Annotated in this window: 23 protein-coding genes; 20 read left to right on the top strand and 3 right to left on the bottom strand. The window is 39.3% G+C overall.

Features of this window, described 5'->3' with window-relative positions:
• The first annotated feature begins 54 nt into the window (after positions 1-54).
• Genes FHY45_RS17155 through pheA form a run of 4 tightly spaced genes read left to right on the top strand, consistent with a single transcriptional unit; the run spans position 55 to position 3,313 of the window.
• Positions 55-585 carry a Spo0B domain-containing protein gene (locus FHY45_RS17155; RefSeq protein WP_066105512.1) on the top strand — a complete coding sequence of 177 codons (531 nt, stop codon included), beginning with the start codon at positions 55-57 and terminating at the stop codon, positions 583-585.
• A 42-nt stretch (positions 586-627) separates the two neighbouring features.
• Positions 628-1,917: a GTPase ObgE gene (obgE, locus tag FHY45_RS17150; protein WP_139892617.1), complete on the top strand. Its 1,290-nt coding sequence runs from the start codon at positions 628-630 to the stop codon at positions 1,915-1,917.
• A 40-nt stretch (positions 1,918-1,957) separates the two neighbouring features.
• Entirely contained in the window at positions 1,958-2,410 is a 453-nt protein-coding gene (locus FHY45_RS17145) for an ACT domain-containing protein (RefSeq protein ID WP_066105503.1), read from the top strand.
• Positions 2,411-2,470: 60 nt separating this feature from the next.
• Entirely contained in the window at positions 2,471-3,313 is an 843-nt protein-coding gene (gene pheA / locus FHY45_RS17140) for a prephenate dehydratase (RefSeq protein WP_139892651.1), read from the top strand.
• 106 nt (positions 3,314-3,419) lie between these two features.
• Here pheA and FHY45_RS17135 read toward each other — a convergent pair whose 3' ends face one another.
• Entirely contained in the window at positions 3,420-3,959 is a 540-nt protein-coding gene (locus FHY45_RS17135) for a transcription repressor NadR (RefSeq protein ID WP_139063840.1), read from the bottom strand.
• A 170-nt stretch (positions 3,960-4,129) separates the two neighbouring features.
• Between FHY45_RS17135 and safA the strand changes: the two genes are divergently transcribed.
• The 10 genes from safA (at position 4,130) to yajC (ending at position 13,166) form a co-directional block, all read left to right on the top strand.
• On the top strand, positions 4,130-5,845 hold the full coding sequence (gene safA / locus FHY45_RS17130; RefSeq protein ID WP_180350010.1) for a SafA/ExsA family spore coat assembly protein: 1,716 nt from the start codon (positions 4,130-4,132) through the stop codon (positions 5,843-5,845).
• Positions 5,842-6,810: a phosphotransferase gene (locus FHY45_RS17125; RefSeq protein ID WP_139892615.1), complete on the top strand. Its 969-nt coding sequence runs from the start codon at positions 5,842-5,844 to the stop codon at positions 6,808-6,810. The genes safA and FHY45_RS17125 overlap by 4 nt, the downstream gene beginning before the upstream one ends.
• A 226-nt stretch (positions 6,811-7,036) precedes the next feature.
• Positions 7,037-7,735, top strand: coding sequence for a metallophosphoesterase family protein (locus FHY45_RS17120; protein WP_180350009.1), 699 nt, complete (start codon positions 7,037-7,039; stop codon positions 7,733-7,735).
• A gap of 297 nt (positions 7,736-8,032) precedes the next feature.
• Positions 8,033-8,581 carry an intercompartmental signaling factor BofC gene (locus FHY45_RS17115; protein WP_066105486.1) on the top strand — a complete coding sequence of 183 codons (549 nt, stop codon included), beginning with the start codon at positions 8,033-8,035 and terminating at the stop codon, positions 8,579-8,581.
• 148 nt (positions 8,582-8,729) lie between these two features.
• Positions 8,730-9,341 carry a Holliday junction branch migration protein RuvA gene (gene ruvA / locus FHY45_RS17110; protein WP_066105483.1) on the top strand — a complete coding sequence of 204 codons (612 nt, stop codon included), beginning with the start codon at positions 8,730-8,732 and terminating at the stop codon, positions 9,339-9,341.
• Between the two features lie 27 nt (positions 9,342-9,368).
• Positions 9,369-10,355: a Holliday junction branch migration DNA helicase RuvB gene (gene ruvB / locus FHY45_RS17105; protein ID WP_373925499.1), complete on the top strand. Its 987-nt coding sequence runs from the start codon at positions 9,369-9,371 to the stop codon at positions 10,353-10,355.
• Positions 10,352-10,558 carry a DUF2905 domain-containing protein gene (locus FHY45_RS17100; RefSeq protein WP_066105478.1) on the top strand — a complete coding sequence of 69 codons (207 nt, stop codon included), beginning with the start codon at positions 10,352-10,354 and terminating at the stop codon, positions 10,556-10,558. Before ruvB ends, FHY45_RS17100 begins: the two co-directional genes overlap by 4 nt.
• Positions 10,559-10,646: 88 nt before the next feature.
• Complete coding sequence (gene queA, locus FHY45_RS17095) at positions 10,647-11,675, top strand: tRNA preQ1(34) S-adenosylmethionine ribosyltransferase-isomerase QueA (protein WP_139892613.1); 1,029 nt, start codon at positions 10,647-10,649, stop codon at positions 11,673-11,675.
• A gap of 23 nt (positions 11,676-11,698) precedes the next feature.
• On the top strand, positions 11,699-12,838 hold the full coding sequence (gene tgt, locus FHY45_RS17090; protein ID WP_139892612.1) for a tRNA guanosine(34) transglycosylase Tgt: 1,140 nt from the start codon (positions 11,699-11,701) through the stop codon (positions 12,836-12,838).
• A 37-nt stretch (positions 12,839-12,875) separates the two neighbouring features.
• Positions 12,876-13,166, top strand: coding sequence for a preprotein translocase subunit YajC (gene yajC, locus FHY45_RS17085; RefSeq protein WP_066105468.1), 291 nt, complete (start codon positions 12,876-12,878; stop codon positions 13,164-13,166).
• Between the two features lie 33 nt (positions 13,167-13,199).
• On the opposite strand, the gene FHY45_RS17080 is transcribed toward yajC, so the two are convergent.
• Positions 13,200-13,592: a TIGR04086 family membrane protein gene (locus FHY45_RS17080; RefSeq protein ID WP_306821561.1), complete on the bottom strand. Its 393-nt coding sequence runs from the start codon at positions 13,590-13,592 to the stop codon at positions 13,200-13,202.
• Positions 13,593-13,740: 148 nt separating this feature from the next.
• Here FHY45_RS17080 and FHY45_RS17075 point away from each other — a divergent pair, with 148 nt between their 5' ends.
• Positions 13,741-14,391, top strand: a complete 651-nt coding sequence (locus FHY45_RS17075) for a DUF421 domain-containing protein (RefSeq protein ID WP_066105465.1) — start codon at positions 13,741-13,743, stop codon at positions 14,389-14,391.
• A gap of 7 nt (positions 14,392-14,398) precedes the next feature.
• On the opposite strand, the gene spoVB is transcribed toward FHY45_RS17075, so the two are convergent.
• Positions 14,399-15,964 carry a stage V sporulation protein B gene (spoVB, locus tag FHY45_RS17070; RefSeq protein WP_066105462.1) on the bottom strand — a complete coding sequence of 522 codons (1,566 nt, stop codon included), beginning with the start codon at positions 15,962-15,964 and terminating at the stop codon, positions 14,399-14,401.
• A gap of 131 nt (positions 15,965-16,095) precedes the next feature.
• Here spoVB and FHY45_RS17065 point away from each other — a divergent pair, with 131 nt between their 5' ends.
• The 5 genes from FHY45_RS17065 to FHY45_RS17045 all read left to right on the top strand — a co-directional run bounded on the left by FHY45_RS17065 (position 16,096) and on the right by FHY45_RS17045 (position 22,401).
• On the top strand, positions 16,096-16,404 hold the full coding sequence (locus FHY45_RS17065) for a post-transcriptional regulator (RefSeq protein ID WP_139063839.1): 309 nt from the start codon (positions 16,096-16,098) through the stop codon (positions 16,402-16,404).
• A gap of 236 nt (positions 16,405-16,640) precedes the next feature.
• Complete coding sequence (secDF, locus tag FHY45_RS17060; protein ID WP_066105457.1) at positions 16,641-18,908, top strand: protein translocase subunit SecDF; 2,268 nt, start codon at positions 16,641-16,643, stop codon at positions 18,906-18,908.
• Positions 18,909-19,170: 262 nt separating this feature from the next.
• Positions 19,171-19,461, top strand: a complete 291-nt coding sequence (locus tag FHY45_RS17055) for a LapA family protein (RefSeq protein WP_066105454.1) — start codon at positions 19,171-19,173, stop codon at positions 19,459-19,461.
• 67 nt (positions 19,462-19,528) lie between these two features.
• Positions 19,529-21,898 (top strand): single-stranded-DNA-specific exonuclease RecJ, encoded by a 2,370-nt coding sequence (recJ, locus tag FHY45_RS17050; protein ID WP_139892611.1) that lies wholly within the window; start codon positions 19,529-19,531, stop codon positions 21,896-21,898.
• Positions 21,889-22,401 (top strand): adenine phosphoribosyltransferase, encoded by a 513-nt coding sequence (locus FHY45_RS17045; protein WP_066105448.1) that lies wholly within the window; start codon positions 21,889-21,891, stop codon positions 22,399-22,401. Before recJ ends, FHY45_RS17045 begins: the two co-directional genes overlap by 10 nt.
• Positions 22,402-22,430: the final 29 nt, after the last annotated feature.

The following is a 22,430-nucleotide window of genomic DNA, read 5'->3' as shown; positions in this document are numbered from 1 at the left end:
TTTGCGATTTTTCCAGGACCTCATTATTCCAATCCGACAGGAGAATGTATTAAGATGGAAACAAAATGGACGACTGTAGAATTACTGAGGCATGCACGTCATGATTGGTTAAACAAAATACAGCTGATTAAAGGAAATATGGCATTAGGTAAAATGGATAGAGTATCTGGTCTTGTAGATGAAATTATTATTGAAGCACAACAGGAAGCGAAAATCTCAAATATGAATATGCCGATGCTTTCCGAACTTTTATTGACAGGTAAGTGGCTTCATTACAAATTCCATATTACATATGAAATTATGGATGATATAAAAGGCTATCCGGAATTGGATGAATTGATAACCAATTGGATGAAGAAGTTTTTCAATGAAGTGAATAGGCAAATAGAAGCATTAGATATCCTGCATTTAACCATCCTGCTCAGCAAAACAGATGAGGATTCATTAAAGATTGGTTTTGATTTTCAGGGACCAGTAAACAATAAAGAAGAATTAATAAAAATGTTTCAGGTAAAAGAGCCTTTAAAAATATCGGGCATTACAGAGGATATTAATTCTTTTTATTTTGAAATAACGGTAAGATAACAATCAAAGAGTTGCAAAAGCAGAAAGTAGGTGTTACCACCCATGTTTGTGGATCAAGTCAAGATTTACGTTAAAGGTGGAGATGGCGGCAATGGAATGGTCGCTTTCCGAAGAGAAAAGTATGTACCTAAGGGCGGTCCGGCCGGTGGAGACGGAGGCCATGGAGCAAATGTTGTATTTGAAGTAGAAGAAGGACTTCGCACACTAATGGATTTCCGATATAAAAGGCATTTTAAAGCACCCAGAGGGGAACATGGAATGTCTAAAAATCAGCATGGTAAGAATTCAGCTGACATGATTGTCAAAGTTCCTCCGGGCACAGTTGTTTCAGATGCCAATACTGGTGAAATTATTGCAGATTTAACCGAACACGGCCAGCGTGCCATTATTGCGAAGGGCGGACGAGGCGGACGTGGTAATACTCGTTTTGCTACACCTGCAAACCCAGCTCCTGAACTATCTGAGAAGGGTGAACCAGGGGTTGAACGTGATATAATTATGGAATTGAAATTACTGGCAGATGTAGGCTTGGTTGGATTTCCGAGTGTAGGTAAATCCACATTGCTATCGTCTGTTTCAGCTGCCAAGCCAAAGATTGCTGAGTACCATTTCACTACGATTGTCCCTAATCTAGGTGTGGTTGAAACCGGAGATGGACGCAGCTTCGTCATGGCAGATTTACCTGGACTGATTGAAGGGGCTCATGAAGGTGTTGGGCTGGGTCATCAATTCCTGCGCCATATTGAGCGTACGCGTGTAATCGTCCATGTCATTGATATGTCCGGTCAGGAAGGCCGTGATCCTTATGAAGATTATGTGACAATTAATAAGGAACTTGAAGAGTATAATTTACGCCTAACGGAAAGGCCGCAAATTATCGCAGCAAGTAAAATGGATATGCCTGATTCTGAAGAGAATTTAAAGGCTTTTAAAGAACAGCTAGAAGATGATGTACCAGTCTTCCCGATTTCATCGGTTACTCATGAAGGCTTGCGTGAATTACTGTTTGCTGTTGCCGATAAAATTGAGGAAACTCCGGAATTCCCGCTTGAGCATGAAGAAGAGACAAGCGGTGTTCATCGTGTTCTCTATAAACATGAGGCAGAAAAAGCAGAATTCGTTATTACACGAGAATCGGACGGTACCTTTGTTGTTACTGGCGATAAGCTTGAAAAACTATTCAAGATGACAGACTTCAGCCGTGATGAATCTATTAAACGCTTTGCCCGCCAGCTTAGAGCAATGGGTGTGGATGAAGCTCTTAGACAGCGCGGAGCAGTTGACGGAGATATTGTTCGTTTAATGGAATATGAATTTGAATTTGTAGATTAAGCACAAAGTTTAAGGATGGTTCCAAAGAGGGTGAACTTGCTTGCATAATAAAGCTGATAAGAAATTTTATTTAGTCAGGGAAGATGTATTGCCCGAGGCGATGCAAAAAACTTTGCAGGCTAAAGAAATGATTGAAAGAGGAAAGGCTGTTTCTGTTTGGGAGGCTGTTAGAAGCGTCGATTTAAGCAGAAGTGCTTTTTATAAGTACAGAGATACAGTTTTTCCTTTTCATTCAGTGGTAAAAGAAAAAATTATTACGCTATTTTTCCATTTGGAAGACAGGTCAGGCACGCTTTCTGAATTACTCGGTATCGTTGCATCCTCGGGATGCAACGTGCTGACCATCCATCAAACCATTCCGATTCAGGGACGTGCAAATGTAACCTTATCGTTAAATACAGGTGAGATGCATATGGAAATGAACGAATTTATAAACCGTTTAAAAAGGCTTGAATTCGTGGATAAGGTTGAAATATTAGGCTCAGGAGCTTGAAAAATAAATACATAGATAGAGAAACAGAGAGGTTTAGAGCAGGGGGAGAACACTTTGGACATACGTATTGCCTATCTAGGGCCAAAAGCTACATTTTGTGATTTGGCAGCATCAAAATTATTTTCCTATGGACAAAGGCAGGCATTTATGACAATTCCTGAATGTATGGATGCTGTGGAAGCTAAGCTGGTTGATTATGCGGTTGTTCCATTAGAAAATGCTTTGGAGGGATCAGTCAATATCACACTGGATTATTTGATTCATGAAGTCCCGATTCCGATAGTTGCAGAGTTTTCCGCCCCTATTCGCCAGCATTTAATGGTTCATCCTTCTCATGTCAATGAGTTAACCAGGATAGATCGGATTATTTCGCACAGTCATGCGATAGCCCAATGTCACAAATTCCTGCATGGGGATATGAAAGGCGTACGATGTGAAAGTATTACCTCCACTGCTGCAGCCGCTCACTATATTCAAGAGCATCCGGATGAGTTGACAGCAGCGATTGCAAATGAAATGGCTGCTGAAGAATATGGACTTTCGATTGTTAAATGGGATATACACGATTATTCTCATAACCGTACACGATTTGTTATTCTGGGCCATAAGCCGTTATCGGAAAAAATGATCCCTATTCAACAAAAAGGAGAAAAAACAACGATTATGGTATTGCTTCCAGCTGACCATGCCGGAGCTCTCCATCAAGTGTTATCAGCCTTTTCGTGGAGGAAGCTTAACCTTTCCAAAATCGAGTCCAGACCATTAAAAACAGGACTTGGCAACTATTTCTTCATTATCGATATCGAACAAAAGATGGATGATATTCTGTTGCCGGGCGCCATTGCCGAAATGGAAGCCTTGGGTTGCCAAGTCACGGTTATGGGCAGTTATTATAGTTATTAATTATCTCTTAAGATTAAACGAAGGACCCCTGCTATATTCAGCAGGGGTCCTATTTATATTGTTCTTTTTCAGTTTGTACATAACTAAAACTGCGCAGCATATCTTTTTATTCTTTCAAAAAACCTGCATTTCTTAATGCCTGTACTGCTTGCTCGAGCTCCGCTTCACTTGCAGCTTCAATGGTATGAAGATGTAAACCATTTGTTAACTGGGACAAGAGAGAGGCATTTGTATTTTTTAGATTGGCGATAAACTGCCGGACATCTTGTCTGGTGCTGACCATAATGGATGCTGTTAAGTCACCGTACATGGGATGTTCCACTTTTACATCCTTCACCGTAACACCGCAGTCCACTAAAAGCAGTAGTTCCTCTTCTGCTTGTTCAGGTGCATGGAAACTCGCAATAATCCTTGTTTTCCGTTCCAATTTTGGATCGATTTGATGTATATAAATGTACCCACTTGGCGTGGCTATAATTGGTTCATTCCGTGCTTTAAGCAAGGTAATATCTCCAACTATGATTTGGCGGCTGACTGAGCAAATAATAGAGAGCTCACTTCCTGTAATCGGTTCATGACGTTCTTTTAAAATGGATAGGATATATTTACGCCGTTCTTCTGTTGTATATTTTTTCTGGGTCATCACTTATGCCCTCCTTGCTTAGGTGTTATTTTAAAATACTGGTTGTCTTTATTGTAACATAGAGGGATTTCCTTCATAAACCAGAATAATTCCGCATAAATTTTCTTAAATCAATAGCAATCTGCCCAATCAATCATAGTATATATGGACATATGCGTAGGGAGGGATTATGCGTGAAAATACACATCGTCCAAAAGGGCGACACACTATGGAAGATTGCTAAGAAATATGGAGTGAATTTTGAAACATTAAAGAAAATGAATTCACAGCTCAGCAATCCGGATATGCTGATGCCTGGCATGAAAATTAAAATACCCGATAATACGTCTCCATCTGTAAAAAAAGGAGGCAATACAAAGATTAATTTTGGAACCGTAAAGGAAGTTCCTATTTCAGGTGGGAGTTCAAATGTGAAGGAAAGTATAAAAGCAGAGACCGAGACAGTTCCGAGTAAACCGAAAGAGATGCCGATTGTGTCACCACCACCAGCAGTGAAGGAGATGCCAATACAACCGATGGATATTAAAAAAGAAAAGCCTGTTAAAGAAATGCCTAAAATGCCGTATGTCGCCCCACAGGCCATTGTAAAACCTGTTGTACCAGAAATTGATATCAACAACTATTATTTAATGAATATGGCCAAAATGGAAATGCAAACACCTCCTCCTATGCCTATTATTAAGGAGGTACCTAAAGTTAAAGAGAAGCCAGTCATAAAAGAAAAGCCAATCATAAAAGAAAAGCCGAAGAAAATGGAAAAACCAATGCCGAAGCCACAGCCCATGCCAATGCCGAAACCGCAGCCAATGCCGCAGTATATGCCGGAATATTGTCCGCCTATGATTCCATATTATGATCCATGCTGCCCGCCAGTTATGATGCATCCATGCATGGCCTATCCAACGCCTTATTTTAATCAGTCATATATGACTGGACCGTCTTATCACCAACCGTATTTCCACCAGCCTTACTGGGGTCATGGAGACGGAATGGAAGACAGTTCATGCTTTCACCATGGGCACCACGAATCAAGCCATATGATGGGAGGCCACCATGGGGATTATTATCCGCAGCAGCAAGGGTATCATCAAGGCGGAACGATGTCCCCGTATGGCCAATTCCCTGTACAGGGAACACAAGGCTACTATCAACATCCAGGATTTGGGCATTATGGGTTTGAATCTTCACACTATGGAATGGAATCGTCAAGCCATATGATGGATCATCATTATCAACAGCAACAGCAACAACAGCAATATATTCCGTTTGATGGGTATATACCGAAAGGCTGCGGCTGTTCTGATACAGGAGCACAGGGGTCTTTTTATCAGCCAATGAATCAATATGACCAACAAGGTATGAGTCATTCAATGGGCAAGTATGGTCAACAAGGTATGAGTCAGCCAATGGGTCAGTATGACCAGCAAGGTATGAGTCAATCGATGGGTCAGTATGACCAGCAAGGTATGAGTCAATCGATGGGTCAGTATGACCAGCAAGGTATGAGTCATTCAATGGGCCAGTATGACCAACAAGGTATGAGTCAGCCAATGGGTCAGTATGACCAACAAGGTATGAGTCAGCCAATGGGTCAGTATGACCAACAAGGTATGAGTCATTCAATGGGCCAGTATGACCAACAAGGAATGGGTCAACAAATGGGTCAGTATGAACAGCAAGGCATGAGTCACCCTATGTATCAGCATGCTGCTCAACAACCGTTTTTTCAGGATTCCCAATTTCATCAAAGGTATGGGGGTCAGCAGTTTGAAACAGGATCTCCTTCCTACAATCCCGATGGCCAGCATGTGATACCGCATATCGAGCCGGCAGCATTTGATATGCCAAGGACACAGGAAGAAAGCAGTGAGCAAGAAGGTCAATCATGATGAGGGAGCAGGAGGGAGGCAGTCTAAAAGACTGCCTCCTTGCTTATTTAAGTCAACAAAATATCGTAGTTTATGAGATGAAAGCTATCAAACCAAGATTGATTAAGGTTAGTACAAATAAGGGTATATTTATCGCCAAACAATTTGTAAATCAAAAAAGATTACTCATGCAACTCGAATTTTTAAAAAAGCTGCGAAAAGCAGGGTTCAATGGAGCTTATGTGTTTTCCGATGAAATTAAACCGTTTGGATGCAAAGGTAAATCAATCGGTTTTATAGAATATTTAACGAAGCATCCAAGAAGCTTTACGTATGAAAATTATTCGGAGCGATTAGAAGGTTTGACATTGTTAAATAAGATGCATGAGGCCTCTGCTACGATCATCAATGATTTGACAGTGGAAAAACACACTTTTTCACAAGTGTCAAAATGGAGAGAACGATTAGGAGAATTTACATCTAATAGGAATATGCTCAACAGAGTTATTCCCGACTCGATGCTGACCGAGTATTTAAGAATGGGAGAATGGGCATTGGATAAGCTGGGTTCATACGAGCTTGAGGAAGTGGATGAAGATCCTGTTATCATTCACGGCGACCTGGCACATCACAATTTTTTTAGAAAAGATGATGGTGAGCTTCTCCTTATTGATTTTGATTTGATGGCTGAAGCACCGCCTATGATAGATTATTTACAGTATGCCAACAGATTGCTAATTTTTAATAATTGCTCATTGAAAGAGATTCTTACTTTTCCTCAGTTTAAAAAATATCGGGATAATCCTTTCTTTTTGATTGGGCTTAGTTTTCCAACAGATATTTATAGAGAATGGAATCGCATCTGCCGTGATCAATTATGGAGTTCCAACCGTCGTCTCGACTCCCTTTGGGATATTACCGTGGAAGATTTACCAAAGAGAATCTATTTTTTTAGAGAATTGAAGTCGAAGATAGGGCTTTTGTAAAAATTAATCGTGCAAAAATGTAAGGAATAGTGAAATAACCAATAGATAATTGAAAGATGAGCGTCGTGGATGTTCATCTTTTTTGTCATGAGCTTGGAAAGAAGCGATATCTGTCTGAAGGCTAAGGATACTTACTAATGAATATGAGCAGAAAAGACCGCAGTAATCAGCTGAAATCAGTATAATAAACCAAATGATTAGAATAGATAGAGGAGAACGAATCAATATGAATATACTTTCGATCGCTGATATACACGGTAACAGAAACATCTATAAACATATCATAGAAGTCATAAGAGAAAAAGATGTTGATGTGTTAATTCTCCCGGGTGACTTATATCCAAAACCATTTAGTGTCACTTTTGAGATGTTTAAAGCAATCCAGGAGGAATCTGCCCAAGAAATCTCGAGTCTTTTTAAACATTTGGATATTCCAATATATTATGTGTTAGGAAACGATGACTGGGTAGACTCGGAAATAAAGAGCGGCATAAATTTACACGGTAAAGTCGTTGAGCATATGGGTATTCACTTTACGGGCTTTGAATATATCAAGGAAACACCTTTTTTCACAAATCGAGAGCTTTCTGAGGATCAACTGAAAATAGCATTTCGTAAGCAAATAAACACCTTACAACTAAAAAGTAAAGAACCGTTGGTTATCGTGGCTCATACTCCGCTATTCGAGAAACAGGACAGAATAACAGGAGGGGAGCGAGTGGGAAGCCAGTCGTTACGCATGGAGATAGAGAACCTGAACCCCCTCATTTATTTAGGTGGTCATATTCATGAAGATTTTGGAGCGGACAAATTAGGTGACACCTATGTATTTAATTGCGCTTGCTCTCATGAAATAGATTTGTTAAGAGGTTATGTAATTAGAATAAAAGAAGGTCAAGTAACTTACGAAGATGTCATTCGGTAACATATAAACAAAGAGCGGACCGCTCTCTAGAAAACAATAGTCACAAAGATTTTGCTGCAGGACGTGGCGTTCTTAGTCCTTGGTCCTTAGTGCAGTCGTCTCAGCTTTTCGTGAGATCCAGCTTCGGCTCCTAGGCCCTCGAGTCATAAGTATAGCCACTTCGGGGAAGGGACGTCCCCTGCGTGCCTCTTACTTATGCTTGTCGCTCCTGAACAGTCGCCTCAGCTTTTCGTATTAATTTCAATTTTTTGGGGATACTGGTGGAGAGTTGATTTACATCTTAGTGAGGTGGGTTAGATGAATGGACGGTACTTTTTCCTGGTGGCTTGTTTGTTTTGTTTAATAGTCATTCCAGGTATGAATGATCACGTAGGTGTTGCGGTTAGAAACGATGCCGGTCAGGATAGTCCGGTCCTTGGAATTGCTCCAATCCAGCGAACAGTCATTCTTCAGCGAGTATATTTGGATGGAGAGATGAGTGAAGAAAAAATCGAGGAAACGATTATTTCCATGGATGATTTTTGGAGAAAATATGATAAGTGGCTATTGGTGGACCAAAACGATCAGCAGCTTGTATTCCAAACGTATGTTGATGATATTTCTCCCTTATTAAAGGGAAATGGGTATTTTGGGATTAAATCTGATGGAACGATTACTATTTTTAACGGCAAGCCTGCCAGGGATCAAATCATTCAATCTTTCTATCAAATTGATTTAAAGAAGCTGGAATCCACTGAAAAATCGGAATTGCAGAATGGTGTTAGGATCGTAAATAAAGAAAGATATCTTAAGTTCTTGGAAGTTTATAAATCTTATTCAACACCGACGTCTAAAACGCTTCAATAATTTATAAAAGAGCTGATCGTTTGCCTGCGACAGCTCTTTTGGCTGTTTTCTTAAAAATCAAAAAATCAAACATTTGTGCTGGTAGTGTATAATGGTTAAATGTAGTATGGTACAATGGTTTACAGTCGAATTAGAGGAGAGGTAAACGTTGTACGATTTTATAAAAGGTCGGATAGACTATGTCTGTCCTGAATATATAGTAGTCGAGAATAACGGGATTGGTTATTTAATTCATGCGCCAAATCCATTTGTATTTTCCGGAACGAACGAGGAAAAGAAAATATACGTACATCACTATGTACGTGAAGACTTACAGGCACTGTACGGTTTTAGTTCAAGAGAAGAAAAGAAACTGTTTATAAAATTATTAAATGTCACAGGTATCGGGCCAAAAGGTGCGCTTGCTGTACTCGCGAGTGGAAGAGTCGATCAGGTTGTGGAAGCCATTGAATCTGAGGATGAGAAGTTTCTTGTTAAATTTCCGGGCATTGGAAAGAAAACCGCAAGACAAATGATCCTTGACCTAAAAGGGAAGCTTGAAGATGTTTCTCCAGATGCATTCCCTGATTTATTCCAAACAGCAGATGGAAAAGAATTGAGCTACTCCACCAAGAATATTGCATTGGAAGAAGCATTGCTTGCTTTGCAGGCACTTGGTTACTCCGAGAAAGAAGTTAAGAAATTGGTGCCGAAGCTTGAAAAAGAGGAGAAAACAACGGAAGAATATATAAAAGGTGCATTACAGCTTATGTTGAAATAGGAGGTGGACAACTTGGAAGAGCGAATCATGGACCTGCATGCACAAAATCAGGATGAGACGTTTGAATATAGTCTGAGACCCCATTCACTTGAACAATATATTGGGCAGGATAAAGTAAAAGAGAATTTACGTGTATTTATTGAAGCAGCCAAAATGAGAGAAGAGGCGCTTGACCATGTGCTGCTGTATGGCCCACCGGGACTTGGTAAAACGACATTGGCCACAATCATTGCGAATGAAATGGGAGTGGAAATTCGGACTACATCTGGACCTGCTATTGAACGCCCTGGCGATTTAGCTGCTATCTTAAGTTCTCTTCAGCCTGGTGAGGTTTTATTTATTGATGAAATCCATCGACTGCCAAAATCTGTTGAGGAGGTATTGTATCCAGCGATGGAGGATTTTTGCCTCGATATCGTAATCGGTAAAGGACCGGGAGCGCGTTCTGTTCGATTGGATTTGCCTCCTTTCACCCTTGTGGGAGCCACAACAAGAGCAGGTGCTTTATCAGCACCATTACGTGACCGTTTCGGTGTCATATCCAGGTTGGAGTATTATACTGAGTCACAGCTGCGGGAAATTGTGACACGTACAGCCCAGGTACTGGATACGGCTATTGAGGAATCAGCGGCGAGCGAAATTGCCCGCAGGTCCAGGGGCACGCCAAGGATTGCAAATAGATTGCTTAGAAGAGTGCGTGACTTTGCACAGGTACGTGGCGACGGAGATATTCAGTTTGGTTTAGCTGATTATGCTTTGGAATTAATGCAGGTTGATAAGGTTGGACTTGACCAGATTGATAGAAAGTTATTGCTTGGAATTATAGAGAAGTTTAAAGGCGGACCTGTAGGGCTGGATACGATTGCAGCTACAATTGGGGAAGAATCCGGAACGATAGAGGATGTGTATGAGCCCTATTTGATGCAGATTGGATTTATGCAGCGTACCCCTCGCGGCCGGATTGTGACTGAACATGTGTATCGCCATTTCAATTTGGAAGTGCCAAATTCATGAATCATTTACCAAAAACGATTATGATGATAGGTGTGGCCATTTTTGTGGTTGGTTTTTTAATGCAATTCATTAAAATTGGACGGCTTCCGGGTGATATTTTATTAAAAAAAGGAAATACTACATTTTATTTTCCTATTATGACGTCTATTATTGTCAGTATCTTATTATCAGTATTTTTTTATATCATCAGCCGTTTTAAATGAATTAAATGTTGTCGTCATAGATAGAGATGTAAATTCCGCCATTTGAGTGTGCTGCATGATTACTAGTTAAAGAAATGGAAGTGTCACCATGAAAGTAGATTTATTTGATTTTCATCTGCCTGAGGAATTAATTGCGCAAACTCCGCTTGAAAAACGTGAAGAAAGCAGATTGATGGTCCTTGATAAAGAGACAGGTGATGTGAATCATACGCAATTTAAGCATATTAAAGAATTCTTGAAACCTGGAGATTGCCTCGTTCTAAACGATACAAAGGTATTGCCGGCCAGGTTGCACGGCGAGAAGAAGGATACAGGTGCTCATATAGAGCTTCTTCTTTTGAAGCAAATTAAAGGGGACGTATGGGAAACGCTTGCCAAACCAGCGAAACGTATTCGCGTTGGAACAGAGGTTGTGTTTGGTGACGGCCAGCTTACAGCTGTTTGTGTAAAAGAGATGGAGCATGGCGGCAGGGAATTTGAATTTAAATATGACGGAATCTTTTATGAAGTATTAGAGGAACTTGGCGAAATGCCTTTGCCTCCGTATATTAAAGAGCGGTTATCGGACAAAGACCGCTATCAAACTGTATATGCACGGGAAGAAGGTTCAGCAGCTGCCCCTACAGCCGGACTGCATTTTACTGAAGAACTGCTTGCAAAGATTAAAGAAATGGGTGTACATTTAGCTTTTATCACGCTTCATGTTGGACTTGGAACCTTCCGACCTGTCTCATCCGATACAATTGAAGGGCATGATATGCATTCTGAGTTTTATCAAATGAATGCTGAAACAGCTCAGCTATTAAATCGGGTTAGAGCAGAGGGTGGTAATATATTCTCGGTGGGAACTACCTCCACACGTACTCTTGAAACGATTGCCCGCGATCACAATGGAAGCTTTGCTGAGGCAAGTGGATGGACTAATATTTTTATCTATCCTGGATTTGAATTTAAAGCTATTGATGGAATGATTACGAATTTCCATCTTCCTAAGTCCACGTTGATTATGTTGATTAGCGCTCTTGCTGGGCGTGAACATGTATTAAATGCATATAATACTGCCGTTCGTGAAAAATATAGATTTTTCAGCTTTGGCGACGCAATGTTTATTAAGTAAGATTTTTGAGAGGAGTATCACGATTGACAGCAATCCGTTATGAATTAATTAAAACATGTAAACAGACAGGAGCCCGACTGGGACGGGTTCATACACCTCATGGAACTTTTGAAACACCCGCGTTTATGCCTGTAGGAACTTTGGCTACAGTTAAAACGATGTCACCAGAAGAATTGAAACAAATGGGTGCCAATATTATATTAGGCAATACGTATCATTTGTGGCTGCGACCAGGTACAGAGGTCATTAAGGCTGCAGGTGGGTTACACAAATTTATGAACTGGGATCGTGCAATTTTAACTGATTCCGGCGGTTTCCAGGTTTTCAGTCTGAGTCAATTCAGAAAAATTGAAGAAGAGGGCGTGCATTTCCGTAACCATTTAAACGGTGATAAATTATTTTTATCTCCTGAAAAGGCTATGGAAATCCAAAATATTTTAGGATCTGACATTATGATGGCATTTGATGAATGCCCTCCATATCCAGCAACACATGAATATATGAAAAAATCCGTTGAGAGAACATCCAGATGGGCAGAGCGCTGTCTGAATGCGCATGAAAGACCAAATGATCAAGGGCTATTTGGAATCGTACAGGGTGGAGAATATGAAGATCTTCGCCGCCAAAGTGCCAGCGATTTAGTATCTTTGGATTTTCCGGGATATGCTATTGGCGGATTAAGTGTAGGGGAGCCGAAGGATGTCATGAATCGTGCTCTTGAATTCACTACTCCGTTATTGCCGTCCAATAAACCACGTTATTTAATGGGTGTTGGTTCTCCGGACTCCCTAATTGATGGAGCAATCCGTGGAGTTGATATGTTTGACTGCGTATTGCCAACGAGAATTGCCCGTAACGGTACACTGATGACTTCTGAAGGAAGACTAGTCGTTAAGAATGCCAAATATTCTATGGATTTTGGTCCATTGGATCCGAATTGTGACTGTCATGTTTGTAAAACATATTCAAGAGCGTATATTCGCCACCTTATTAGATGTGACGAAACATTCGGAATTCGCTTAACCTCTTATCATAATCTATATTTTCTGCTAAACTTAATGGAGCAAGTTCGACAAGCCATCAGGGAAGACCGGCTTGGAGACTTTAGGGAAGAATTTTTTGAGAATTATGGGTTCAATAAACCAAATGCAAAAAACTTCTAACCATTCTTACTAATGTAATGAAAGGAGTGAAAATAATATGGTATTATCCCAATTTTTGCTACCGATTTTGCTGTTGGTGTTTTTCTACTTTATCTTAATCCGTCCTCAGCAAAAGAGACAAAAAGCAACTGAACAAATGCAAGCTGCCTTACAAAGAGGAGATAAAGTCGTGACGATCGGCGGTCTTCACGGAACTGTTGATTCTATTAATGAAGGTACAGTAATTATCAAGAGTCCAGACGGTTCTCGTCTAACATTTGATAGAAGATCTGTTTCTCAAGTAGTTGAGAAAAAAGAAAGTCCAGTAACAACAACGAAAGAAGATTAATATGAAAAAACCTAGCCGAATGGCTAGGTTTTTTTAGTTTCGTGATCCGCCGTTCATATTTACCCCCAGTACTCCACCCATCATAGCCGTGATAATAAAACAGCCATTATAGATTAGCTGCGTGGATGTAAATACGGTCTCAAGCCCCAGATATTGATAGAGGAAAACAATTAAAGTATAGATTAGGCCTGTACTGCCTCCGAGCAGCCATCCTTGTTTTTTCCCCTTTCCACCGGATATAAATCCCCCAATAAACAAAGTTAAAAAAGAGAGAGCCATGATGATATACGTTAGAGAAGATTCAGAAATGCTGGTGAATCTAAGTAGCAAAGAAAATAATAAGCTGAACAAAGCAGCCATAATAAAGATGGTTACAACTCCGTACAAAATGGCAGAACCTATGTTTTTTGTTTCGATTATGGTCAACCTCCTTATCTTCTATTGGATCTCTATAAATAATTTATTCTGTTTATTTTTATTTAGAATGTATTTTTGTACAACCAGTCAATCAAATGACTATTTTTTTCTATTTAACAGCAAACTAACAGATGTATTTGATTGGAGGGAATATAGGTTGCTTGAATATTTGGAAATTATAGGGCGTACTAGCCTTTTATATGTTATTATTTTGTTGGTTTTTCGGATCATGGGGAAACGGGAAATAGGAGAGCTAAGTCTTCTAGATTTAGTCGTTTTTATGATGATGGCGGATATAGCTGTTATAGCTATTGAAAATCCTGATGATAGTATGTGGAAAGCGATTTTGCCGATAGCAGTCATATCCATTATTCAAATTATACTTGCCTTTATATCACTTAAAGTGCCATTCATCCGCAAACTGATTGATGGAAAGCCATCTATTATTATACATAATGGAAAAATTGACAAAAATGCAATGAGAATGCTGCGTTATAATTTTGATGATTTGCTTATACAGTTACGCGATGAAGAAGTAGAAAAAATGAGTGATGTTGAATTTGCCATTTTTGAGCCTTCCGGGAAATTATCGATTTACAAGAAAAAATCAATTAAAAAAAATAAACAGCCAGGTCCAATCTTTGCTCTCATTCAAGATGGAGTGATACAAAAGCAAAATCTTAGAGAGATTGGAAAATCAGAGAGCTGGCTAATTCAGGAATTAGCTAAAAAAGGTTATACAGACGTAAAACAAATTCTGTTTTGCAGTTTAGAAGATGACGACCTATATATTAATAACAGTGAGTAGTTCATTGTTATGGAAATAATGCAATCTTGGATAATAGAGGGCCAATAATAGGAACTCTCCTGATTTCCTTTTTTCGTATTAAGCCTGTCAATAAACAACCGATTGCGAAAACAATTACGATAACGGCTATCGAAATAATCAAACGCTGAATCATAGGGATTCCGATTAACCATTGTTCATAGAGCATGTGTCCGATTAATCCGGAGATGGACATGACGACAAGAGCCATGATGTATTCATGCAAGTAAATGGTTAAGTGGATTTTCTTCATAACAGTAGCGAAATGTAAAAGAGTAACAAGCACAGTAGATACACAGATGGCAATAGCAGCTCCCATAATCCCGATATTCGGCTGTGTTACGAGTGTGAGGATTAAGATGATTTTTGTTATTGATCCAATTAGACTGTTAAACATAGCCGCTCTGGCCATATTAAGAGCCTGCAACGTAGCCTGAAGAGGACCTTGAAAAAAGAAGAGCAGAAAAAAGGGTGCCATAAATCGTACATATATGCTGGCATGGTCATTATGATACATGACCTGCATGACTGGTTCAGCAAGTACATATAGAGTGACCACGGCTAGGGAGCCACTTAAAAAAGCAAATCGGAGCGACTGCTGCAGCCGGTGAATCACTTGTTTGATATTTCCTTTATAATAGGCTTCACTGACAGCAGGGACTAATGATGTACCCAGTGAATGGGTGATAAAGGAAGGAAGCATAAGTAATGGTACGGCATACCCTGCCAGTTCACCATATTGTGCAGTAGCGACGCCAGTCGCAACCCCTGCTGCCAAAAGACTCCTTGCCACAACAATCGGTTCAAAAAACCAAGTAATAGATCCGATCATCCTGCTTCCTGTAGTAGGAATGGCAATGGATAAAAGCTCCTTTAATGTATCTTTACCAGATGAAACATAGTTGAAAAATTGTTTTCTCATTCTGAAACTCTTTTTAAATTTAAACATCAACATTAAATATAGCAAAGAGGCAATTTCTCCAATGACTGAGGCTACCATGGCACCGGCAGCTGCATATTCAATTCCATAGGGCAAAAAGGCTTTCGTCAATGCGGCTATCATTGAAATACGTACAATTTGTTCAATAATATTTGAAATCGCATAGGGCTTCATATTTTGTTTCCCTTGAAAGTATCCGCGCAAGACAGCTGAAACAGCCGTTATTGGTACAATTGGTGCAATCGCCAATAAAGGCAGTAAAGTTCTGGAGTCTGTGAATACATGAGTTGATAAGTATGGAGCAAACATAAATAGTAATGGGGTGAAAATTAGAGAAAGACTTCCGGTCACACATAAGGACACAACCAGTATTTTCTTTGTTTTATGATGATCCCCTTTTGCTGCTGCCTCTGCCACAAATTTTGAGATTGCAATGGGCATTCCAAGCTGAACGATTGCAATCACTAGATATAATGATGGCAATGCCATCATATATAGACCGACGCCCTCTTCACCGATAAAGCGGGCAATCACAATTCGATTAATAAATCCTAAGATCTTCGTAATGAATCCTGCAATCAATAAGATAACAGTTCCCCTTATAAACTTGGACATTCAATTCCCCTCCTTCTCAAACAAGCAGCAATCATATACAATTATCTATATGCATGCAAATGGACTAACCATGACAAGCTTCACAGAAAAAGTGAATATCTATGAAAAATGAGGGTTGGAGGACGATTAAATTGGACAGACAGCATCCGTATGAGAAATTTCGTTCAGAAATGTTACCAGCTTTAAAAAGTAAACAAGAAGAATTTCAATTGTTAGGTTATCCGGAGGTTCAGGGAAACGATATTTGGATGTATTTAACGAATAAAAAATGGAAGAAACCTAATCCTGAAATAAGGGCATATGAAATTTTTCAAGATATTATGAGTGTCAAAGTGGCACATTATATGAATTATGCGACAATAGAGGCATTAAAAGAAGGTGAGGCTATGAAGAAAAATATGGCTTCAGGGCTTGAAGAATTCAAAGATTTATTTTCATGATTTTATAGAAATATAAGCGGTATATATCCATGCATTAATTTCCAATTCATATGAAATCAAATTGACACTTTGTATTCTATCTTTCATAATAAGAACGGTAAAATCAAATTTTAAAAGATTGAAACAACTGGAATAAAACATAGGAACCGAGTAAATCGGATAATCACGTTTTATTAAAGTAGCGTCCTTCCATGCTGCTTCAATCGGGATATTATGATTAGGGGGCTATTTACATAATGGTTAAGAGAAGTAGAATCCTGGCTTTCTTCCTTATTGTAATCGTATTAGGAGTTACCTTTGTTGGTACAACATCTAATATCATGCAAAACATTAAGCTGGGCCTTGATTTACAGGGCGGGTTTGAAGTTCTTTATAAAGTGGAGCCAGCAAAAGATGGACAAAAAATTGATGAAAAAGCAATGGCGGCTACTGCCAGCGCATTGGACCGAAGAATTAATGTTCTCGGTGTCAGTGAACCGAGCATTCAAGTTGAAGGCAATAATCGGATCCGTGTACAGCTAGCAGGCGTAGATGATCAGGAGAAAGCAAGGGAACTTCTATCAACGCAAGCCAATCTAACTTTCCGTGATGTGAACGATAAAGTAAGAATGGATGGCGGGGATTTAAAAGAAGGAGGAGCCAGCCAATCTTTTGATAGCCAAACCAATCAACCTATTGTACAGGTCCAATTAAAAGATGCAGATAAATTTGGACAAGTTACAAGGGATATTTTAGCCATGGCGCCAGAGAATCAACTAGCTATTTGGCTGGATTTTGAAGAAGGAAAAGATTCCTATAAAGAAGAAATCACAAAAGAAGATCCTAAATTTATTTCAGCACCAAACGTGAATCAAGTGATCAATTCAGATACAGCCGTTATTTCAGGTGACTTTACTGTAGAAGAGGCTAAAGACCTCGCTGAAATTTTAAATGCAGGTGCCCTGCCGGTTAAACTGAATGAGATCTATTCAACATCTGTAGGTGCTAAATTCGGTGAAGAAGCATTAAATAAAACGCTATTAGCTGGAATTGTTGGGATCCTGGCTATCTTTATCTTTATGGTTGCTTATTACCGATTCCCAGGCGCGATTGCAGTTGTCTCATTGTCTGCCTATATTTATTTAATCATTCTCGTATTTGATTGGATGAATGCTGTTCTTACATTGCCAGGTATAGCAGCCCTCATACTTGGGGTGGGGATGGCAGTCGATGCGAATATTATTACAAATGAACGGATCCGGGATGAAATTCGTAAGGGACGTTCCATTAAGGCAGCCTATAAAGAGGGGAATAAGCACTCCTTGTCTACAATAATGGATGCCAATATTACCACTTTACTTGCAGCAGCTGTTCTGTTTTATTTTGGAACCAGTTCAGTCAAAGGCTTTGCGACCAGTTTGATTGTCAGTATATTAGTCAGCTTTATAACGGCTGTGTATGGTACAAGATTGATTATGTCCTTATGGGTGAACAGTAACTTCCTTAACAATCGCCCAGGCTGGTTTGGGGTTAAGAAAAGCGACATTCATGATTTAAACGAATTTAAAAAGGATAAATATTTACCTACGAAGTTTGATAAATGGGATTTCATTAAGCCTGCAAAGAAATTCTTTATCTTTTCTATTATATTAACCATAATTGGAGTAGGATCCTTATTTGTAAATGGTTTAAATACAGGTATCGATTTTTCCAGTGGGTCCAGAATTCAAATCAATGCTGATAAAGAACTATCAGTAGATGAAATCCAAAAAGATCTTACTGAAAACGAAATTGATTCGCAAGATATCGTTATGGCAGGTGAGGGTAACAAGTCGGCTGTTGTGCGGACGAAAGATGTCTTTTCAAAAGATGAAATTGCAGAGCTAAACAATTACTTTGATTCCAAGTATGGGCATAATCCGAATATAAGTACGGTATCCCCGACAATAGGTAAGGAGTTAGCCAAAAATGCGCTGATTGCGGTAGCGATTGCTTCAATTGGTATTGTTATTTATGCGACCCTACGCTTTGAGTGGAGAATGGCTCTACCTTCTATATTGGCGCTCCTGCACGATGCGTTTATGATAATAACGATATTTAGTATTTTTAGAATCGAAGTGGATTTAACCTTTATAGCCGCTGTATTAACCATCATTGGGTATTCGATCAATGATACAATCGTTACGTTTGACCGTATTCGTGAGAATATGCAAATGAAAAAACGCATTAAGACTCAGGAAGAAATTAATGAGATTATCAATATCAGTGTTCGCCAAACAATGGTCAGGTCTATCAATACTGTTCTAACTGTGTTAGTTACTGTGTTGGCGATGATGTTCCTTGGAAGCGAATCAATCTTTAATTTTAACCTTGCTCTATTAATCGGTTTGGTAACTGGTATGTATTCTTCTATTCTGCTTGCAGCCCCTATTTATGGAATCCTAAAAGGCAAAGAGCTGAAGAAGAAAGGTGTTATCAAAACATATAAAGAAAAGCGCGTAAACAACGATCAACCACAAGTTTAATGATGTTTCATACAAAACAGCCCGGTTCTTTTTCTTGAGAAGCGGGCTGTTTTTATGGTAGCTTACACCAGTTCACAAAAAGACTTTATGTGTTATAACTGATTATTTTGTGTGCTTTTTTTGCTGTGTATGCAAGATCTAGTAAAGGTAAACAATAGACTAACAAACATGGAGTACGTTTTTTCTTTGTAAGATAAGGGGATTAAGACTATATACATGATTTATTAAAATTTTTCATAATACTTTATAAAGGAGTAGGAATATGAAAAAACTTCAGTGGTACGTGATTCTTGGGATAGTATTTGCTCTTATCGTTGCTATTTTTGCTGTTGTTAATGTGGATAAGGTGGATGTTAATTATGTATTTGGAACGGCTCATTGGCCCTTGATTTTGGTTATTTTAGGATCTGTTGCCATGGGTGGAATCATTGTTGGTTCTGTAATGGCAGTCCGTATTATCTCTCTGACTAAGCAGATAAAAGAACTAACAAATGAACGGATCGCTTATAATGAATTGGCTGACAATGATCTTAACACTCACCCAAAATCATAAATATTTAGAATCACTCATTGAACCTTTGATAGATATTTTTTATAATAGATAGGTCAGGGGTGACAATATGTTACAATCAAAAACACGTTGGCTTTTAAAAAAAGCTGATGAAACCATTATAAATCTATTCATGCAAGAACTTGAACAGCCTCGTATTGTGGCTACATTATTGGTCAACAGAGGAATAAAGACCGTAGAAGAAGCGCGGTCTTTTTTGTATGCAGCCCAGCAGGATTTCTATGATCCGTTTTTACTATCAGGTATGGAAGAAGCTGTGAGACGGATTGTGAAAGCTGTAAAATACAACGAAAAGATTACTATATTCGGAGACTATGATGCCGATGGGGTCAGCAGTACGACCATCTTAATGCTCACGCTTAAAATTATGGGAGCAGAACATGTGTCATGGTATATTCCAAATCGCTTTACAGAAGGCTATGGCCCAAATGAAGAGGCTTTTCGATTCATAAAAGAACAGGGAACTACGTTGCTTATCACAGTAGACTGTGGCATTTCGGCCATTCATGAGGCTCAAGTGGCGAAAGAATTGGGAATGGATTATATTGTGACGGACCATCATGAACCGGGTCCTGAGTTACCGCAGGCATTAGCTATCCTTCATCCCAAAAAGCCGGGTGAAACTTATCCGTTTTCAGAGTTGGCAGGTGCAGGTGTGGCAATGAAATTGGCCCATGCTTTACTTGGTGAGTTGCCTGATGAGTTGATTGGCATTGCTGCAATTGGAACAGTAGCTGACTTGGTTCCTCTTCATGATGAAAATAGATTAATTGCGATTAAAGGGATTCAGGCATTAAAGAAATCAACGAGACCGGGAATCCTTGCCCTTTGTCAAAAAGCAGGTATTCAGCGCGATTCCTTAAATGAGGATTCCATTGGATTTGGATTGGCACCGAGAATAAATGCTGTAGGAAGATTGGAATCGGCAGATCCAGCTGTAGAGCTTTTACTTACAGAAAGTCAGGAAGAAGCTGATTCGATAGCCGACGAAATAGATTTATTGAATAAAGAGCGGCAATCAATCGTAAAAGAAATGACCCAGGAAGCGATTGAGGAAGTGGAGAATAACTATCCACCTGAAACCAATCCGGTCCTAATTATTGCCCGTGAAGGATGGAATACTGGTGTAGTAGGGATTGTAGCCAGTAAGCTTGTAGAAAAGTATTATCGTCCGACGATCGTATTAAGTATTGATCGTGAGAAAGGAACAGCAAAGGGTTCTGCACGCAGTATTCCAGGATTTGATCTTTTTCAAAACTTATCTTTAAACAGAGAACTGCTGCCTCATTTTGGGGGCCATCCTATGGCTGCTGGTATGACATTGAAAATAGAAGATGTTGAGGAATTGAGACAACGATTGATCAATCAGGCTAATGAAATTCTAACAGAAGAAGATTTCCAGCCTGTTACTGAGATAGATAGCTTAGTTGCGATTGATGAAATTTCATTAACGCTTATTCAGCAAATGTCTCAGCTTGCACCGTACGGGATGCAAAACCCAAAACCGCGGATTTTGATTGAGGATGCCTCAATAACAACTTCCAGGAAAATTGGGGCAGATAAAACTCATCTTAAACTTCAGCTCGAACAAAATGATGCTGGGTTAGATACCATTGGGTTTGGATTAGGAGAGTTCCTTGATCATTTATCTCCGCAGGCCAAGGTATCTGTAATTGGGGAATTGGCGATAAATGAATGGAATAATATAAAAAAGCCCCAATTGTTTTTACAGGATCTTTCTGTACCAGGGTGGCAGTTATTTGATTGTCGCAGCGATAAGGGGAAAATACATGTTCAGACAGTGCCGTCTCCACGCAAAATCATCTTATTTCAGGAAGAGAGTAGGGTGTGGCTGACGGAATTTACTAAAGAGAATGATCAAATTATCCATATTACCTCTTTAGAAGCAGCTCAACAGGAAACTTTAGACGGCTATCATGTAGTTTTAGCAGATTTACCTTCACAAAAAGATATATTTGAAGCACTTTTTATTGGAAAATTGCCTAAAAGAGTGTATGTTTACTTTCGTACCACTCAAAATGATTATTTCTCAGCGTTTCCAACAAGAGACCAATTTAAATGGTATTATGCCTTGTTGGCAAAAAAAGGACCTATTTCATATAAAGAACTGCGTTCCATGCTGAATATTCATAAAGGCTGGTCAAAAGAAAATATTGATTTTATGACAAAGGTGTTTTTTGAGCTCGAGTTTGTTACAATAAATAACGGACTCATTGATTTGGTAAGGACCAGTATGAAACGGGATCTCCAAGAATCTAAGACCTATCAAGAAAGACAAGCAAGAATGGCGTTGGAACAAGAGCTTCTATACGCTTCATTCAATCAGCTTTATGATTACCTTGGCAAGTTGATTCGATCCCACATGGAAAACAAGGAGGAAACTGAGCAATGGATTTAAAACAATATATAGCGATCGTAGAGGATTGGCCTAAGCCAGGGATTAAATTTAAAGATATTACCCCACTTATGGATAACGGGAAGGCATATAAATATGCAACAGATCAAATTGTAAAGTTTGCTAAAGAGAAAGAAATTGATATTATTGTAGGACCGGAAGCACGTGGATTCATTATCGGCTGCCCTGTAGCTTATGCAATGGAAGTTGGCTTTGCGCCAGTGCGTAAAGAAGGCAAGCTGCCTAGAGAAACCTTTAAAGTTGAATACGGTTTGGAATACGGTAAAGATGTGTTAACCATTCATAAAGATGCAATCAAACCAGGTCAGAGAGTATTGATTACTGATGACCTATTGGCTACAGGCGGAACAATGGAAGCGACTATTAAATTGGTTGAAGAGCTTGGCGGAGTTGTAGCAGGATTAGCTTTTTTAGTTGAGTTAACGTACCTTGAGGGCAGGAAAAAACTTGCCGGCTATGATATACTCACATTAATGGAATATTAAGCATATAGTAATGGCGTTCTAATTATTAG

This window comes from Bacillus sp. D386, assembly GCF_006346415.1.
Note: the sequence above shows the minus strand (reverse complement) of the source record. Positions and strands in the feature narration are given on the sequence as shown.

Coding starts and splice junctions, on each gene's coding strand:
- FHY45_RS17045 (WP_066105448.1), top strand. CDS start 21,889: ATGGATTTAAAACAATATATAGCGATCGTAGAGGATTGGCCTAAGCCA.
- obgE (WP_139892617.1), top strand. CDS start 628: ATGTTTGTGGATCAAGTCAAGATTTACGTTAAAGGTGGAGATGGCGGC.
- ruvB (WP_373925499.1), top strand. CDS start 9,369: ATGGACCTGCATGCACAAAATCAGGATGAGACGTTTGAATATAGTCTG.
- recJ (WP_139892611.1), top strand. CDS start 19,529: ATGTTACAATCAAAAACACGTTGGCTTTTAAAAAAAGCTGATGAAACC.
- queA (WP_139892613.1), top strand. CDS start 10,647: ATGAAAGTAGATTTATTTGATTTTCATCTGCCTGAGGAATTAATTGCG.
- FHY45_RS17100 (WP_066105478.1), top strand. CDS start 10,352: ATGAATCATTTACCAAAAACGATTATGATGATAGGTGTGGCCATTTTT.
- FHY45_RS17120 (WP_180350009.1), top strand. CDS start 7,037: ATGAATATACTTTCGATCGCTGATATACACGGTAACAGAAACATCTAT.
- yajC (WP_066105468.1), top strand. CDS start 12,876: ATGGTATTATCCCAATTTTTGCTACCGATTTTGCTGTTGGTGTTTTTC.
- FHY45_RS17125 (WP_139892615.1), top strand. CDS start 5,842: ATGATGAGGGAGCAGGAGGGAGGCAGTCTAAAAGACTGCCTCCTTGCT.
- FHY45_RS17115 (WP_066105486.1), top strand. CDS start 8,033: ATGAATGGACGGTACTTTTTCCTGGTGGCTTGTTTGTTTTGTTTAATA.
- secDF (WP_066105457.1), top strand. CDS start 16,641: ATGGTTAAGAGAAGTAGAATCCTGGCTTTCTTCCTTATTGTAATCGTA.
- FHY45_RS17155 (WP_066105512.1), top strand. CDS start 55: ATGGAAACAAAATGGACGACTGTAGAATTACTGAGGCATGCACGTCAT.
- spoVB (WP_066105462.1), bottom strand. CDS start 15,964: ATGTCCAAGTTTATAAGGGGAACTGTTATCTTATTGATTGCAGGATTC.
- FHY45_RS17055 (WP_066105454.1), top strand. CDS start 19,171: ATGAAAAAACTTCAGTGGTACGTGATTCTTGGGATAGTATTTGCTCTT.